Genomic DNA, 16,479 nt, shown 5'->3' on the forward strand with positions numbered 1-16,479 from the left:
TGTTCAAAAATACATATGTTTGGTTAGAGAAAAGATAATGCTTTGGGAAATAGTATTTGATGGCTGATGGATAAGCAATGGGTTTGTCCGTATTCATAGATTAAAACAGGATCAGAAAATTTACAACATATAATATAGAAAAAGCTATGACTAAAAACTACTCTTTATTAACCATGTTATTATACCTCTTTCTTATTGGTTTTATAACAGGTGCATGTATTCCTACAACCTCACCTTTTCCTTATAGCGAAAGTTTTACCGCGAGCAATGGTAATTTTACTTTTGTGAATGGTACACAAACCAATAAATGGTTCTACGGCAGCGCATCGGGAAATCCACCTAATGCTATTTATATTTCCAATACAACAGCAACTGCCAATAATTACAATATAGCTGCTGCCAGTGTTGTTCATGCCCACAAAGATATCGTTATTCCTGCAGGAACCACAGTTTGCAGCGTATCTTTCGATTGGAGGGCTGCAGGAGAGAATGCCCAGGACTACCTGAGAATATGGCTTGTTCCTGCCAATTATACACCTGCAGCAGGAGTACAGATTACCCCGGCGGCTGGAAGAATAAAAGTAGGGACCGATTATAACGGACAGGGTACCTGGCAGTCCTATCTCAATACCAATGTGAATATAAGTTCTTTTGCAGGTGCCAATATGCGTTTGGTATTTGAATGGACGAATAATGCCAGTGCGGGTACACAGCCGCCGGCTACTGTAGATAATATCCTGATTAACGCCTGTTTTCCACCAACCGGGCCTACCGCAACCGCAGTAACACCTACCACCGCAACCCTGAACTGGACAGCACCCGCTCAGGTACCGGCCAACGGATATGAATACTATCTTTCAACCGTAAATAATGCGCCCAATAATGGTACAGCAGCAACAGGAACTTCAAATAATGTTTCTGTTAATGTAAATCAACTATCAGTAAACACTTCCTACTTTTGGTGGGTACGTTCTGCATGCAGTGCAACAGATAAGAGTGCCTGGGTACCGGGACCCGGTTTTACAACAAAAATATGCAGTACAGCTACTTCTGTAGTATCAGTCAATGCAATTACCCATAATTCAGCTTCGGTAACCTGGCCTCTGAATAATGGAGCAGATTCTTATAAAGTAAGATACAGAGCCGTAGGAACAACAACATGGAATACTGTAAATCAACCCGTAGCATTCCCTCCGGCAGCCGGAAATGCTCTTAATTTAACGAATTTAATCCCGAATACTTTATACGAAGTAGAAGTAGCCTTGGTATGTAATGATACGACAGGACCTTACTCTCATAATGAATTTACAACAAGATGTGATCCGTCTCCTCCGAATGTAACCGTAAATAATATTACAACCAATTCCGCATCAATAGCATGGTCACCGGTAGCCGCAAACCTTACCTACAGACTGAGATGGAGAGAAGTGGGAACCATCCCATGGAATTTTGTCAATCTTCCGGTACCTCCTGCCAGTACCTATGTTCTTCCAGGCCTTGCTCCCAACAAAACGTATGAAGTTCAGGTAGCCAGCCAGTGCCCTCCTGAAACGTTCTCGAATTCGAAAGTATTTACTACGGAAAGAACGTGTGAATTGCCGCCTTCCGGGCTTACCATGCTTCAGCTTCTGCCTACAACAGCACAAATCACATGGGATCCTTTCCCTGGAGCCACTTATATTCTGAGATACAGAAAAGTGGGAATTCCGAGCTGGACAGAAATTCAGACGCCTAATAACACGTATACATTAACAGGGCTGATAGAGCTTACCAAATATGAGCTTCAGGTTGCCAACATCTGTAACGGGACACCTGGCAGCTTTACACCTCCGTACTTTTTTACAACACCTACAGTACAGTACTGTGGTATGGCGTCAGGAAGTTCAGCTGGAGAACATATTGCAAAAGTTACCGTAAAACCGGCCGGCAGACCTCTGATGGAAAATACATCAGCAGCATCAGTCTATACGGATTATACACAAACTCCGAAGGCATTGATAGAGCTGGTTCAGGGTTCTACCGGTAATGAGATTACCATAGAGAAAAAATGGACAGGTACGAACTATAATGAAGGAATTGCGGCGTGGATAGATTTCAACAGGGACGGAGAATTTGGTATTGATGAAAGAATAATGGCTTCTGGCCCTAACACGGTAACGCCTGTTAAAGTAACCTTTGATGTGCCGGCCAATGCTGTTGTAAGCATGACTGATGATAAATATGTGGTTATGAGAGTGGCAATGAGAAGAAATGATATTCCTGTAGCATGTACGAATTTTGCGGAAGGAGAAGTGGAAGATTATAAGGTCAGAATCTTTAAAAATGCAGTATTTAACCCGCTTAATCAGAATGACTTCTTATTCTATCCAAATCCGGTAAGCACAATTTTGAATGTTAAGAATATCAGCAGTAAAGCCAATTATAAGCTTTATCACGCTGGTAAGCTTGTGTCAAGCGGAGTATTGCTGAATAATAAAATCGATGTGAGCCAGCTGGTGAGTGGAGTATATGTCATTGATATCCAGGATCAGGGGAATTCCATTCAGGGGAAATTCATCAAAAGATAAACCTTAAAATTTTAATAAACGAAAAGACTGTTCTATAAGGACAGTCTTTTTTGTATATCAGAACTTTATGGGCGGATGTTTTATTTACGCTTAATCACTGACGAAATCAGAATTCTTTGCTTCCCTTAAATCAAACATATATTCATAGAAATTTTGCGCTAAAATCTCCCGCAGATCACACGAATGACACAGATTTTTTTTGCTTATCAGATTAGTGTTATCCGTGAATTTATTGTGAAATTTGTGTTTGAAATATTTCATCTTTGCGTTAAATTCTTAATGTCTGCCTGATAGGAATTTGCATTTTTATAAATTCGTAACCAACTCCGGGATTCTAAAAACCCCGTCAGAATTGTTTCCGGCGGGGTTTATTTTATTCGATACTGAAGATGATCTGTTCGGTCTGTTCCTTAAGATCCTCCAGGTTAGTATTGTTGTGAATAATACAGTCTGCCAGCTTGATCTTATCTTTTTCCGGCATTTGCTTTTCCATGACGGCTTCTACTTCACGGTAGGTTTTTCCGTCCCTGTCCATCACTCTTTTCGCTCTGATATTATCTTCGGCAGTCACCAGAAGCGATTTGTAGCATTGCCTATTCAGCTTTAATTCAAATAATAAGGCTGTTTCCTTAAAGACTAAATATTTAGTCTGCTTGTTAAGCCATTCTTCAAAATCAATCCTTACCGCCGGATGAATAATTTCATTTAATTCATGAAGCTGTTCCTTATTGCTGAATACTTTTTCGGCGACAAATTTTCTGTCGTACAAACCATTTTCATCATAGGCCTTATCGCCCAGTAATGCTTTGATTCTTACTTTTAAATCCTCGCTTTCGTTCACGATGGCTTTTGCCCGGTCATCGGAATAATAAACCGGGAATCCGAATTCCTCAATGAATCGGGCTACGGTTGTCTTTCCTGAACCAATTCCCCCGGTAAGTCCAATGATCTTGGGTTCCGGTTCTGCTTTCTGTGTTTCTGAATGTAATTCTTCCATAGTTCAAAATTAATATCCAAAAACATCATTAAAGCTGTGGATCTCGTCCAGTCTTACCCCTTTTTCAGTCATTTTAAGACTCGCCAGTTCGTTGTGGGCATCGTGCTCAAAGAACAGTAAATATTCGTTATCTACGCACTGTTTCAGGAACTTTCCTTTCTCTTCCATAGTCAGGAGAGGTCTGGTATCATATCCCATCACGTAAACCTGGTTGATGTGTCCCGCAGTAGGAATAAGATCCGCTGCAAACACAATTGTCTTTTCCTGGTACTGGATCACCGGAAGCATTTGTTTTTCCGTGTGTCCGTCTACGAAAATCACATCCATCTTCAGATCAGGAGCAAAACCATAATTTCCTGTGGTAGGAAGCGGCAGAAAGTTAAGCTGTCCGCTCTCCTGGATTGGAAGGATATTCTCTTTCAAAAAGCTTGCTTTCTCTCGTGGATTAGGTTCTGTAGCCCATTTCCAGTGGTTCTCATTCGTCCAGAACTGTGCATTTTTAAAAGCAGGTCTGTATCCGGTTCTGTCGTCATTCCATTCAATAGCGCCACCACAGTGGTCAAAGTGAAGGTGCGTAAAGAATACATCCGTAATATCTTCTCTTACGAAGCCGAATTTCTTTAGATTTTTATCAAGACTGTCATCTCCCCAAAGCGAATAATGCCCGAAGAATTTATCATCTTGTTTATTGCCGAGACCGCAGTCCACAAGGATCAGCTTCTTGCCGTCTTCTATAAGCAGGGATCTGGTTCCCAGTTCAATCAGGTTTTTGTCGTCTGCAGGATTGGTTTTTTCCCACAGACTCTTTGGGACGACTCCAAACATGGCACCGCCGTCCAGTTTAAATTTTCCACATTGTATTGGATATAGCTTCATATATATTTTGATTATTATTTCTTTATTAATTTCATTTTCTCCGCAACTTTTCTGCCGTTCTCATCGGATTGTTCAAGTTCTGAGATAATATTCAGATAATCATGTTCTTTCCTGTTCTGAGAAAGTTTCTGCTTGATGAATATTTCCGTCGGAAATATTTTCATTCCGAAAGCACCCTTCATTTCTTTTTCCACAAATTCTCTGCCCATATCTTTGACCATCATCGGACACTTCTGGAAATTTTCATATTTCGCAGTTAGTTTTTCCAGATGATTGTACAGTTCATCATGATTCATCAGCTGCACTTTTCCGTGGATCTGTACCGCTTCATAATTCCATGTGGAAACATTGATATGATCATACCAGCTGCTCGAAATATAAGCATGAGCTCCCAGAAAATCACAGAGCACTTCATCTCCGTCCTTAATGGTCTTTGCCTGAGGATTGGCTCTGGAAATATGAGTTTCCACATAGATATTCTCAGGATCATCTTCATTAAGCATCATCATCGCATGAGTCGCTCTTATTTTTTCAACCGAAGAAATAAGTAAGGCAAATGCATTTTCCCTGATGATTTCTTTCATCAGTTCATCATCTTCACTTCTGTATAACTTTGGAACAAACATAGATGGTTAAAATAATTCTCCAGGACTTTTCGGTCTGGTTATGTTTAAATGCTGATAAGCTTTGTCGGTCACTTCTCTTCCTCTCGGTGTTCTGATGATGAATCCTTCCTGAATCAGAAACGGTTCGTAAACTTCTTCCAATGTTTCCGGATTTTCAGCAATGGAAGTCGCCAGCGCGGAAATTCCTACCGGTTTTCCTTTGAAGTTTTCAATCATGACACGCATGATTTTATTATCCATTTCATCCAAACCAAATTCATCCACATTAAGAGAATTCAATGCATATTTTGTGATGTTGATCTCAATTTCTCCGTTCCCTTTGATCTCAGCGAAATCACGTACCCTTCTTAGCAGAGCATTCGCAATTCTGGGAGTTCCACGGCTTCTTCTCGCAATTTCTATAGCGGCATCTTCATAAATCTTACATCCCAAAACCCTTGCACTTCTCTGAATAATCATCGATAAAAGCTCAACCGAATAATACTCAAGCCTGCTTTGAATTCCAAATCTGGCCAGCATCGGCTTTGTCAGCATTCCGCTTCTTGTGGTAGCACCTACCAAAGTAAAAGGATTCAGGCCGATCTGTACACTTCTCGCATTAGGGCCGGTTTCCAGCATAATGTCTATCTTATAATCCTCCATGGCAGAATACAGGTACTCTTCCACAATAGGCGACAGACGGTGGATTTCATCAATAAAAAGAACATCATTTTCCTCCAGATTCGTTAGTAAACCCGCTAAACTTCCGGGTTTGTCCAAAACAGGACCGGAAGTAATCTTACAGCCTACTCCAAGTTCATTCGCGATAATATTGGCTAAAGTGGTTTTACCAAGACCCGGCGGACCATGAAGAAGAACATGATCAAGAGCACCCCCCCGTTTTTTGGCAGCACTGACAAAAACTTCAAGGTTTTCCAAAGTTTTTCTCTGTCCCGCAAAGTCCTTAAAACTCTGGGGACGGATCTGCTCCTCCTGCATAAGCTCTTCATGCGAGTAGTTTTCCCTGTCTGGATGTAAAAAATCTGGCATTAATTCATTTCATTTACCTCAAAGATAACAAATTTAGACTAAGGTTGAGGTTTAGACTGAGAAAATTCAGGGATTGAAAAGGCTGAGACAGAGGCTGAGGTTAAGGTAAAGGCTAACTTGGATTTAGAGGATTAATATATTTTAAGTATTTTTGAGAGTAAATTAATTATAAACAAGCGGTAGCTTAAGATCAATGAAGTTAATAGGCCCTTTCAAGCAGATAATAACACTTGCCAATCTTCCTTTAAGAGGAAAACTTTCCGATGAACAGATAGATATTATTACAGACGGAGGAATTGTGGTGAATCACGGAGAAATTCAGGAAGTTGGAAATTTCGAAACCCTGAAATCTGAAAATCAAAATATAGAGACTGAAACCATTGAAGGAGAGCAGATTGTTCTTCCCGGGTTTGTAGATGCTCATACGCATATCTGTTTCGGGGGAAACCGTGCCAATGATTTTGCGATGCGTAATGCAGGGAAAACCTATCTTGAAATTGCAGAAAGCGGCGGCGGAATCTGGAGTTCTGTACAGCATACGAGAAATGCTTCAGAAGCGGAATTGTTAAAAACATTAGTGGAAAGAATCAATTTTCTGGTGTCACTGGGAATTACAACGATTGAAATAAAAAGCGGTTACGGTTTAGATGTGGAAAACGAGCTGAAAATGCTTAGAATAATTAAAAAAGCACAGGATCAGACGAAAGCTAAACTGGTTCCTACCTGTCTTTCCGCACACCTGAAGCCAAGAGATTTTGAAGGAAGCAATACAGAATATTTAAATTACATCCTGACCGAAATTTTACCCAAAGTAAAAGAAGAAGGACTTGCCCAGCGTGTAGATATATTCATCGAAAAATCTGCATTCCAGCCAGAAGAAAGCAAAGATTTTCTTGTTAAAACTAAAGACTTAGGTTTCGATATTACGGTTCATGCCGACCAGTTTACTCCGGGAAGTTCAAGAATTGCCGTGGAAGTAGGAGCGAAATCTGCAGACCATCTGGAAGCAACCATTGACGAAGATATTGAGTTTTTAGCACAATCAGATACTGTAGCTACTGCACTTCCGGGAGCAAGCTTAGGATTGGGTGAAAAATTTACACCAGCCAGAAAATTACTGGATGCCGGAGCGATCGTAGCGATTGCCAGTGACTGGAATCCGGGATCTGCACCGATGGGGAATTTAATTACCCAGGCTTCTATTTTGGCAACATTTGAAAAACTAACGACCGCTGAGGTATTGGCAGGAATGACTTTCCGTGCTGCCTATGCCTTAGGTCTTGAAGATATCGGAAAGCTGGAAAAAGGTAAAAAAGCAGATTTTGTGACTTTTAAAACCGATAATTTCCAGAATGTTCTGTACAATCAGGGAAGCCTGAATGCGGAACATGTGTATATTGGTGGAACTCAAATTCATTAGAGTATGGGGATTTTTGATAAGATTCTGGGTAAAAAACAGCCGGAAAAAGGAAGCAGAACCTACAAAGAATTCTGGGATTGGTTTTTGACCAAAGAGAAAGCCTTTTTTGAAGTGGTTAAAAACAGAGAACATATTGAAACGCAGTTTTTCGATATCATGGCTCCTGAACTTTCAAAAGTAAATGAGGGATATTATTTCCTCTCAGGAATGTCTGACGACCATACCGCAGAGCTTATCATTACGGTAGAAGGTGATGTTAAAAAGATTATTTTTGCAGAAGAACTTGTTGCCGCTGCTCCAAAGATGGACCACTGGAAGATAACCGCCCTCAAACCTGAAACAGATATTGAAAACGTAGGCATCCGGATGAATGACTGCGAGTTCACAAAAGACAATATTTACTTTTACTCCAATGAAATAGAAGGCTATCCGGATGAGATAGATCTGGCATTCGTCTATAATGATCTGAACGAGGAAAACAGAGGTGCAGCCACAACAGGAATCTGTATTTTTCTGGATAATTTCCTCGGTGAACTGAATTTTGCCACTCAGATTGATACTTTCAGTGTGATTGGTAAAAATGAAGCTGAACAGGAACTTATTCCGATAGAAAAGTTAAAAGAATTTCTTCTCTGGCGAGAAAGGGAATTTACAGAGAAGTATAAAGATATGAAGCTCGAAACGGAAGATCAGTTTTCCCTTCTTGAAGCTACTTTGGAAAACGGAATGCCGCTTATGGCCACTGTGAATGCTTCTTTGCTGAAGTACAATGCAAAAGCATCGTATCCATGGATTTCGGTGCTGAAGATTTCTTATGACGGAAGCAGGAATGATGGTTTTCCGGGAGAAAAAGATTACAATGCAATGAATGATATTGAAGACCGGGCTGCCGAACTTCTTAGTCCGGAAGACGGGCATCTGTACATCGGAAGAGAAACGGCAGACAGTTCCAAAAGCATTTATTTTGCCAGCAAAGACTTCAGACAGCCTTCAAAAATTTTGGATCAGATCATCAAAAAAAATCCTCAGTATACAATTTCGCTTGAAATTTACAAGGATAAATACTGGCAGAGTTTTGAACGCTATAACGTCAATTAAAGCAGATTTTTAGCGGGCTGGGACAGGCGGATGAGACCGATTCCCGGCCTTGATTTTTATTTTTTTATATAAGTTTCCTTATATTGTGCCCCCGTTACTGTTCAATCTTTGAAGAAAACAGTAACTTTCTATAGTTCTTAAGTACACTCCTTGATAAGGAAAATAAAGCAGTCATATTATTCTTTGAGTACTTCAGCCAGGGCTATGCCAGGTGTCTGTCAATATTAAAATACGAAAAAATAAAGGTGATGAATTTTAAAAATCTAAAGTCTACTTTCAATAAAGGTGTTACTGTTCCAAGTCTCATTTTTATTATCGGAACGTGTTTTCTTTCGGCTCTTTATCCCAAACCGACGGAAAATATCTTAAACGGGATTAAACAGTTTATATTTGTCAATCTGAATTGGGTGTATGTATGGGCAGTCACTTTATTTGTGGTCTTCCTGGTTTACCTGCTCTTCAGTAAATATGCAAACATAAAGCTGGGCGCTAACGACAGCAAACCGGAATATTCCTTTTTTTCCTGGATTTCAATGCTGTTTGCAGCAGGAATGGGAATCGGACTGATCTACTTCAGTGTAGCAGAACCAATGCAGCATTATTCCTCAGAAGTTTTTGCAGATAATCATTACGTAAGCAGAGCCAAGCAGGCACAGTTATATACCTTTTTTCACTGGGGAATTCATGCCTGGGCCATTTACGGAGTTGTCGGACTTTCATTATCATACTTTGCGTATCGTTACAGACTCCCGCTTTCCTTACGAAGCTGTTTTTATCCATTACTAAAAGATAAGATTAACGGCAAATGGGGAAACGCGATTGATGTATTTGCCTTATGCTGTACTTTCTTCGGACTGACCACGACTTTAGGATTTGGGGTGGTACAGATCAGTTCAGGATTAAATATCCTCCATATCACCGCGGAAAACAGTTTTACCAATCAGGTGATTATTGTGATCAGCCTTATTGCACTTTCTGTTTTTTCAGCGATCAGCGGAGTAGATAAAGGTGTAAAGATTTTAAGCAATATCAATGTAATGAGTGTGATTGTCTTATTGCTTTTTGTCCTGATATTAGGCCCGACGGTCTATCTGATAGGAAGTTTTACAGATGGATTGGGAAACTATATCAATAATTTTTTCAATCTTACTTTCAATACCCATGTTTATGAAAAAAATGCCTTGCCATGGTTTTATGACTGGACTATTTTATACTGGGCGTGGTGGATTTCATGGTCGCCTTATGTAGGATTGTTTATCGCAAGAATTTCAAAAGGACGTACCATCAGGGAATTTATTCTCGCAGTTTTAGTCCTTCCTACCTTATTCAATTTTATCTGGATGTCTGTGTTTGGAAACAGTGCGATCTGGTTCGATTTAAATGTAGCCAACGGAAAATTAAGCCAGCTGGCATCCGATCCTGATGCACTGATGTTCCGGTTTTTAGAATATATGCCTTTATCAACCCTGACTGGGTTTTTCGTTATTGCCATCATTATTATTTTCTTTGTGACTTCCGCCGATTCGGGAATATTTGTCATGAACAGCATCGCTACTAAAAACTCCACTAAATCTCCGAAATGGCAGATCGTATTCTGGGGTATTTTACTTGCCGTGCTTTCCCTTTTATTGTTGAATGCAGGAGGGTTAAAAGCACTTCAAAGCATGACTTTAATTACGGCATTGCCCTTTTCAATCATCGTCCTCTTATTTATCGTCAGCCTGATGAAGGGATTAATTATTGACCAGAAATATTATGATACGAACTTTTCTGCTTCCACCGTTCCCTGGTCTGGGGAATTTTGGAAAGAGCGTTTAAAAAATATCGTCTCCTTTAAAGATAATTCCTCAGTAGACCATTTTATTCAGGTTAAAACAAAAGAAGCCTTTACAGATCTGCAGCAGGAATTTGCAGCCAATGGAATTGAGGCGAAAATAAACCATTACGAAAGTCCTGTCAGAACAGAAATAGAAATCCACCAGGGAGTCGTTAATAATTTTATTTACGGTGTTGAAAACAGAGTAAAAACCGTTTCTGAATACATGATCAATGAAGAAAATCTTCCTGATCTGGATGATAAGAAAACCCACTATCCAAGATCCTATTTTGGGGATGGAAGAGAAGGGTATGATGTGCAGTATTTTACAAAGAACGAACTGATTTCTGATGTCCTCAAGCATTATGAGCGGTTTCTGGAAATTGTTTCTGAAGAGCGCAATGAAATGTTCATCAGCAGTAATGCCAATCAGGGGAAAGAATAACCTGAAAAAGCCCATTTTTAGAGAATGACGGATGTCATGGAATGCTGTTGAAATTGAATACAGGAGCGTTTTAATATGTTAACAATATTATTTAGATTTACCATATAAAACCATGTCATTAAAAATTTAATTTAAATTCTATGTTTCAGGACACTTGGAAAGGCAGATTAGACGGAGAAGAACTTCTTTTCCACAGAATATTTCAGAGAGTTAAAGAAGAACATCATTACGATAATATCAAGGCAGATGATTTTGTCCTGCACGGTTTTGCTGTGGATGAGGGCGTAAGAAGGAATAAAGGCCGTCAGGGCGCTAAAGATGCCCCTGATGTGATCCGCAAAAATATGTCAAATTTCCCGGTCATCCGTCCTGATTTTTCCCTTTTGGATTTCGGAAATGTGACCTGCGAAGACGGTGATCTGGAAAGTACACAGAACAATCTTGCTAAAAAAGTATCAAAAGTACTTCTGAAAGGAGGAAAATCAATTGTTCTGGGCGGAGGTCATGAAGTGACTTATGCACATTATTTAGGCCTTAAAACAGCCTTTCCGGAACAGAAAATAGGGATCATTAATATCGATGCCCATTTTGACAACAGACAGCCTGAAGAAGGAGTAGGGCCAAGCTCAGGAACCGGATTCTGGCAGATCGCACAGGAAGGACCGATCAATTCACTGCATGTCGGGATTCAGAGAAATTCAAATACCCTGAAACTCTTTGATATAGCCCATCAGTACGGGATGAAATATATCCTGGCAGATGAACTTTTTTTTGAAAATCTTCCTTCAATTTATCAGCGGATAGATGAACTGCTTGAGAGTGTGGATTTCGTCTATCTCACCATTTGTATGGATGTTTTCAATGCTTCAATTGCCCCGGGTGTTTCAGCTTCAGCATACAACGGTATTTTTGCAGATACTCCTTTTATGCATTTTTACAGGCATATTTTAAAAAGTAAAAAGCTGATCGCGTTGGATGCAGCAGAAGTGAATCCTTCCCTTGATATTCAGGACAGGACGGCCAGGCTTGCTGCATGTCTTGTGAATGAATGGTTTATGATCTGAGGATAGAATTATATTAACCCATCGGGCATTTTGAATTCTTGTATTTCGGAACTAAGTGAAACGCCTTTGTTTATCTTAGTTTAAAGAATTAAAATCAATTTTTGTCTTTCTTTGCGTTTTAATAATCGCAAGGCAAAACAAAGGCTTTTAAAAAAACAATTTAATAAAGATAAACAAAGGCATTTCATTTAAAAGAGTAAGACAAAAAGATACTGCTAGTTATCAGATAATTAAAAATTACTTTCAAAATATACAGCGGGCTATATTATTTTGATAGAGAAAATCATTCTTTTATTTACCCTTTAAGGAACAAAATTTGTTACTTTCACGATGCTTTTAGAATAAAGGCATTAATAAATTCATTTTTGAATTTAAAACAGAAATTATATTATGGAACAGTTAATTGAAAATAAGCTTATTAAAGCAGATAAGACATTTTCAGAATGGAGAAAAGTACCGTTTGAAGAAAGACAGAAGCTGATTGCAAAAGCGGCAGAAATTTTAAAAAATAATTCAAAAAAATTCGGGAGGATCATTACGGCAGAAATGAATAAACCTATTTCAGAGTCAATTGCTGAGGTAGAGAAATGTGCTTTAATGATGAATTATTATGCGGACGCTGAAAATATTTTAAAACCCGAAAAAATTGAATCTGAATTTTCTTATTCTGAAGTTCATTACGTTCCGAAAGGTGTGATTTTAGGAGTAATGCCATGGAATTTTCCTTTCTGGCAGGTTTTGAGATTTGCTGTTCCTGCGATTCTGGCTGGAAATACAGTAGTTCTGAAACATGCTTCCATCTGTTTCGGAAGTGGAAATGCTATCGTAGAGGTTCTTTTGGAGGCCGGTTTTCCGGAAGGTGTTTTCCAGAACCTGGAAGTGGGGCATAAAGCCGTAAAGGAAATTCTTGAGCACGATGCTGTAAAAGGAGTGAGTCTTACAGGCAGCGGAAAAGCGGGTGGAGAAGTAGCTTCCATCGCCGGTTTAAATATCAAAAAATCTTTACTGGAATTAGGCGGAAGTGATGCTTTCATCATTTTCGATGATGCGGATTTGGATGCAGCAGCAAAAGCAGGCGTAAAATCCAGACTTCAGAATTGCGGACAAACCTGTACTGCCGCTAAAAGATTTATTATTGACGAAAAAATTGAAGATGAATTTTTACCGAAATTCATTGAAGAATATAAAACATACGAAATCGGAGATCCTTTGAATAAGGAAACCAAATTAGCAGGAATGGCAAGACCGGACCTGGCCGATGAGCTGGAAGCCCAGTTCAACCGTGCGTTGGAAAATGGGGCCGAAATTATTATTCCTCTGGAAAGAATTTCTGAAAATGAATTTAAACCTGGTTTAATCCGTGTTCAGGAAGGAAATCCTATTTTAAAAGAAGAACTTTTCGGACCTCTTGGCATGATCATGATTGCTAAAAATGATGAAGAAGCTTTACAAATGGCAAATGATATTCCTTTTGGACTTTCAAATTCCGTTTGGACGAAAAAAACAGACCGTCAGTTATTCTTCATCGAAAACCTGGAATCAGGAACGGTTAATATCAACAGAATGACGAGTTCTGATCCGCGTTTTCCATTCGGTGGAAGCAAGGCTTCAGGATATGGAACGGAGCTGTCTTTATTGGCCTTAAAAGAGTTTGTGACGGCAAGAACGATTGTGGGGAACTAAGTTGTATGATGTACAATGTAAAATGTACAAAGTACAAAGTATAATGTATTAATGTAATTTACAGTTATTAAATATAAAAAATCCCGGAAATAGACATTTCCGGGATTTTTTTGTATGCTTGTCAAAAAGTAATTTTGCTTATTGCTTATTGCTTATTGCTTATTGCTTATTGCTTATTGCTTATTGCTTATTGCTTATTGCTTATACTGTCGTCAGTCTCAGCGTATTCGTTTTCCCTCCTTCATAAGACGGAGTCGCATTGATATTGATAACAAAATCTCCGCTTTCGATATACCCGTGATTGTGAGTCAGCATATTTACCTGAATGATCGTCTCATCTGTAGACTTTTTCATGTCATAATAATATGCGTGAACTCCCCAAAGAAGGTTCAGCATCGTGATTACTCTTCGGTTTCCACTGTATACGATGATGTGGGAATTCGGTCTGTGAGCGGCAAGCTGGAATGCTGTATATCCTGAATGCGTCAGAGTAACAATAGCAGAAACGTTGGTGGTTTTAGCAATTCTTACAGCGGCAAGACATACCCTGTTCGTAATGAACCTTTCATCGATGCAGTTATAATCTTTTTCGATCGGCTCATTTTTATGCTGATAAAAATGGGTCTTCTCGATATTTTGTACAATTTTCGCCATGTTTTCCACTACCTGAACCGGATATCTTCCTACAGAAGTTTCTCCTGAAAGCATCACAGCATCGGCGCCATCCAATACGGAGTTGGCAACGTCATTTACTTCTGCTCTCGTTGGGGTAAGGCTGTTGATCATTGTTTCCATCATCTGGGTAGCAATAATCACCGGTTTTGAATAGAATCTTGCCTTTTCTACCAGATTTTTCTGGATAGCAGGAACTTCTTCCATCGGAACTTCCACACCAAGGTCACCACGGGCAACCATCAGTCCGTCACATTCCAATAGAATTTCGTCAATATTTTTAACGCCCTCAGGCTTTTCAATCTTAGCAATGATCGGTGTTTTGAATTTACCGTTCGGATGGCTGTCGATCAGTTTTTTCAGGTCAATAATGTCTTGTGCGTGACGCACGAAAGAAAGCGCGATCCAGTCTACCTCCATATCAAGCATGAAATTGGCATCCTGAACGTCTTTTTCGGTAAGAGCCGGAAGTGATACATTGGTATTCGGCAGGTTGACCCCTTTCTTGGAACTTAGAGGTCCCCCTTGAATCGTCTTTGCTTTTACCGTATCTATTTCGTTGGTTTCAATAACTTCCAACATCAGTTTTCCGTCATCAATAAGGATTTTCTCACCAACTTTTACGTCCTGAGGAAACTGCTGGTAAGTCATGTAAACCTTGGTAGAATCTCCCTCTATTTTCTCATTCGTAAAGGTAAGAACATCACCAGGGTTCAGGTAAGAACCTTCTTTTACAACACCCACTCTCAGTTTCGGGCCCTGAAGGTCTCCTAAGATCCCCACAGAATAACCAAATTCCTGATTAAGCTCTCTGATAATTTCAATATTATTTCGAACTAAGTCGTAGTCTGCATGTGAAAAATTTATTCTGAAAATATCAACACCTGCTTTCATAAGTCCTAACATTACCTCCTTCGATGACGAAGCTGGCCCTAGTGTTGCGATAATTTTTGTCTTCTTTAAATACTTATTCATAATACTGGATAATTTGATAAAGTTCTTCTTCAGAACTCAGTGTGTAATCTTGTATCGGAAACACAAGATTTTCCGGGAGCAAAATTACGGAAAAATCAGGAATTTGTTCCGATGTATGCAGAATATATTCCACATCTACCTGATTATTTAATAAAAATTTAATGTTTTCTTCTTCTGTGAAGAGCTCGGTCTGTAGTTTTTTTTGCTTACTTTCCGAAGATCTGTTGGAAATAAAGGTAAAACAGGTCTTGGTAGATTTGTGGTAGGCCTCAAATCTGGGAAAAAAATAATCATAATAAGCCCCGTGAATAATCACATCTTTCTTTCTGGAAAAGGCAAGGCCGTTGATTTGATTTATTTTGTAGAAAAACTCATGAGCGGGTACATCTTTTGCTAATCTTACCAATCCTATGGCAATATCTTCAAATTCTATATCATCCGGATCATAAAGTTTTTGAATTTCCAAGTATGTTTTCTTTTTTGTTTAAAATATAAAATGCCCGCTGTGCTGCTTTTTCTTCTGCCTTCTTTTTGGAAGTTTCCGTCGCGTTGGCGATCTTCTCTTCTCCCAGCCAGACATGGCACCTGAACACCACAGATTTATTGACCTGGACTTCTTCGCAGGTCTCGTATTTTATATTTACTTTTTTCTTCTGGCTCCATTCAAGCAGAAGACCTTTGTAGCTTACAATTTTATTTTCAAGCTTGTTAATTTCAGTAGGCGTAAGCAATCTTTCCAGAATGATCCTTTTGCAGGTATCATAATGAAAGTCCAGATAAACAGCACCAATAAGTGCCTCAAATAAATTTCCGGAAATGTTTTCACCCAATGCCGCAGATCCCTGCTTCTGCAAAAGATCGATAAGCTTCAGGTCTTCACCTAATTTATTAAGATTCTTCCTATTAACAATTTTAGATTTCATCTGCGTCAGATATCCTTCATTAGCCTGAGGATAGGTCTGGAACAGATGACAGGAAATAATTGTACCCAAAACAGAATCTCCCAAAAATTCAAGTCGTTCATAATTGCTGTCTTGATTTTTAGAAGAACTTTTTAAAGAAAAGGCTTCACGGTAAAGAGCGACATTCTGAACCTCTGCACCGATGATTTTTTTCAATTCGGTACTCAGGAAGTAGTCTCTCTCCGTTAATTTTCTTTTTCTTTGTCTGAGAAGGAATTTAGAAAAGTATTTCTGTAACTCCATTCATTG

At 39.2% G+C, this 16,479-nt stretch carries 13 protein-coding genes; 6 read left to right on the plus strand and 7 right to left on the minus strand.

Going from position 1 to position 16,479, the window contains the following annotated elements; all coding sequences use genetic code 11:
- The first annotated feature begins 146 nt into the window (after positions 1 to 146).
- The gene (locus JET18_RS00740; protein WP_202088462.1) at positions 147 to 2,567 is read left to right on the plus strand and encodes a fibronectin type III domain-containing protein; all 2,421 of its coding nucleotides are present in this window, start codon (positions 147 to 149) and stop codon (positions 2,565 to 2,567) included.
- Between the two features lie 373 nt (positions 2,568 to 2,940).
- On the opposite strand, the gene coaE is transcribed toward JET18_RS00740, so the two are convergent.
- The 4 genes from coaE to ruvB are packed head-to-tail and all read right to left on the minus strand — an operon-like array spanning position 2,941 to position 6,095.
- Positions 2,941 to 3,564, minus strand: coding sequence for a dephospho-CoA kinase (coaE, locus tag JET18_RS00745; RefSeq protein ID WP_202088464.1), 624 nt, complete (start codon positions 3,562 to 3,564; stop codon positions 2,941 to 2,943).
- A 9-nt stretch (positions 3,565 to 3,573) separates the two neighbouring features.
- Complete coding sequence (locus tag JET18_RS00750; protein ID WP_202088466.1) at positions 3,574 to 4,440, minus strand: MBL fold metallo-hydrolase; 867 nt, start codon at positions 4,438 to 4,440, stop codon at positions 3,574 to 3,576.
- 14 nt (positions 4,441 to 4,454) lie between these two features.
- The gene (locus JET18_RS00755; RefSeq protein WP_202088468.1) at positions 4,455 to 5,066 is read right to left on the minus strand and encodes an FMN-binding negative transcriptional regulator; all 612 of its coding nucleotides are present in this window, start codon (positions 5,064 to 5,066) and stop codon (positions 4,455 to 4,457) included.
- A gap of 6 nt (positions 5,067 to 5,072) precedes the next feature.
- Positions 5,073 to 6,095, minus strand: a complete 1,023-nt coding sequence (gene ruvB / locus JET18_RS00760) for a Holliday junction branch migration DNA helicase RuvB (protein WP_202088470.1) — start codon at positions 6,093 to 6,095, stop codon at positions 5,073 to 5,075.
- A gap of 193 nt (positions 6,096 to 6,288) precedes the next feature.
- Between ruvB and hutI the strand changes: the two genes are divergently transcribed.
- From hutI to JET18_RS00785, 5 genes are all read left to right on the plus strand, one after another.
- Entirely contained in the window at positions 6,289 to 7,515 is a 1,227-nt protein-coding gene (gene hutI / locus JET18_RS00765) for an imidazolonepropionase (protein WP_202088472.1), read from the plus strand.
- 3 nt (positions 7,516 to 7,518) lie between these two features.
- On the plus strand, positions 7,519 to 8,613 hold the full coding sequence (locus JET18_RS00770; RefSeq protein WP_202088474.1) for a DUF695 domain-containing protein: 1,095 nt from the start codon (positions 7,519 to 7,521) through the stop codon (positions 8,611 to 8,613).
- A 248-nt stretch (positions 8,614 to 8,861) separates the two neighbouring features.
- The gene (locus JET18_RS00775) at positions 8,862 to 10,874 is read left to right on the plus strand and encodes a BCCT family transporter (protein WP_202088475.1); all 2,013 of its coding nucleotides are present in this window, start codon (positions 8,862 to 8,864) and stop codon (positions 10,872 to 10,874) included.
- A gap of 140 nt (positions 10,875 to 11,014) precedes the next feature.
- Complete coding sequence (hutG, locus tag JET18_RS00780; protein WP_202088476.1) at positions 11,015 to 11,938, plus strand: formimidoylglutamase; 924 nt, start codon at positions 11,015 to 11,017, stop codon at positions 11,936 to 11,938.
- 390 nt (positions 11,939 to 12,328) lie between these two features.
- A complete protein-coding gene (locus JET18_RS00785) occupies positions 12,329 to 13,621 on the plus strand; it encodes an aldehyde dehydrogenase family protein (protein WP_202088477.1) in 1,293 nt (430 codons plus the stop codon).
- Between the two features lie 201 nt (positions 13,622 to 13,822).
- On the opposite strand, the gene pyk is transcribed toward JET18_RS00785, so the two are convergent.
- Genes pyk through rnc form a run of 3 tightly spaced genes read right to left on the minus strand, consistent with a single transcriptional unit; the run spans position 13,823 to position 16,473 of the window.
- A complete protein-coding gene (pyk, locus tag JET18_RS00790; protein ID WP_202088478.1) occupies positions 13,823 to 15,268 on the minus strand; it encodes a pyruvate kinase in 1,446 nt (481 codons plus the stop codon).
- The gene (locus tag JET18_RS00795; RefSeq protein WP_202088479.1) at positions 15,261 to 15,734 is read right to left on the minus strand and encodes an IPExxxVDY family protein; all 474 of its coding nucleotides are present in this window, start codon (positions 15,732 to 15,734) and stop codon (positions 15,261 to 15,263) included. The genes pyk and JET18_RS00795 overlap by 8 nt, the downstream gene beginning before the upstream one ends.
- Positions 15,712 to 16,473, minus strand: coding sequence for a ribonuclease III (gene rnc / locus JET18_RS00800; protein ID WP_202088480.1), 762 nt, complete (start codon positions 16,471 to 16,473; stop codon positions 15,712 to 15,714). Before rnc ends, JET18_RS00795 begins: the two co-directional genes overlap by 23 nt.
- Positions 16,474 to 16,479: the final 6 nt, after the last annotated feature.

Origin of the sequence: Chryseobacterium endalhagicum, assembly GCF_016745235.1 — a bacterium.
Lineage (GTDB): Bacteria > Bacteroidota > Bacteroidia > Flavobacteriales > Weeksellaceae > Chryseobacterium > Chryseobacterium endalhagicum.

Excerpts from the sequence above, each read along its gene's own strand:
- JET18_RS00740 (WP_202088462.1), top strand. The coding sequence starts at position 147 with ATGACTAAAAACTACTCTTTATTAACCATGTTATTATACCTCTTTCTT.
- coaE (WP_202088464.1), bottom strand. The coding sequence starts at position 3,564 with ATGGAAGAATTACATTCAGAAACACAGAAAGCAGAACCGGAACCCAAG.
- JET18_RS00750 (WP_202088466.1), bottom strand. The coding sequence starts at position 4,440 with ATGAAGCTATATCCAATACAATGTGGAAAATTTAAACTGGACGGCGGT.
- JET18_RS00755 (WP_202088468.1), bottom strand. The coding sequence starts at position 5,066 with ATGTTTGTTCCAAAGTTATACAGAAGTGAAGATGATGAACTGATGAAA.
- ruvB (WP_202088470.1), bottom strand. The coding sequence starts at position 6,095 with ATGCCAGATTTTTTACATCCAGACAGGGAAAACTACTCGCATGAAGAG.
- hutI (WP_202088472.1), top strand. The coding sequence starts at position 6,289 with ATGAAGTTAATAGGCCCTTTCAAGCAGATAATAACACTTGCCAATCTT.
- JET18_RS00770 (WP_202088474.1), top strand. The coding sequence starts at position 7,519 with ATGGGGATTTTTGATAAGATTCTGGGTAAAAAACAGCCGGAAAAAGGA.
- JET18_RS00775 (WP_202088475.1), top strand. The coding sequence starts at position 8,862 with ATGAATTTTAAAAATCTAAAGTCTACTTTCAATAAAGGTGTTACTGTT.
- hutG (WP_202088476.1), top strand. The coding sequence starts at position 11,015 with ATGTTTCAGGACACTTGGAAAGGCAGATTAGACGGAGAAGAACTTCTT.
- JET18_RS00785 (WP_202088477.1), top strand. The coding sequence starts at position 12,329 with ATGGAACAGTTAATTGAAAATAAGCTTATTAAAGCAGATAAGACATTT.
- pyk (WP_202088478.1), bottom strand. The coding sequence starts at position 15,268 with ATGAATAAGTATTTAAAGAAGACAAAAATTATCGCAACACTAGGGCCA.
- rnc (WP_202088480.1), bottom strand. The coding sequence starts at position 16,473 with ATGGAGTTACAGAAATACTTTTCTAAATTCCTTCTCAGACAAAGAAAA.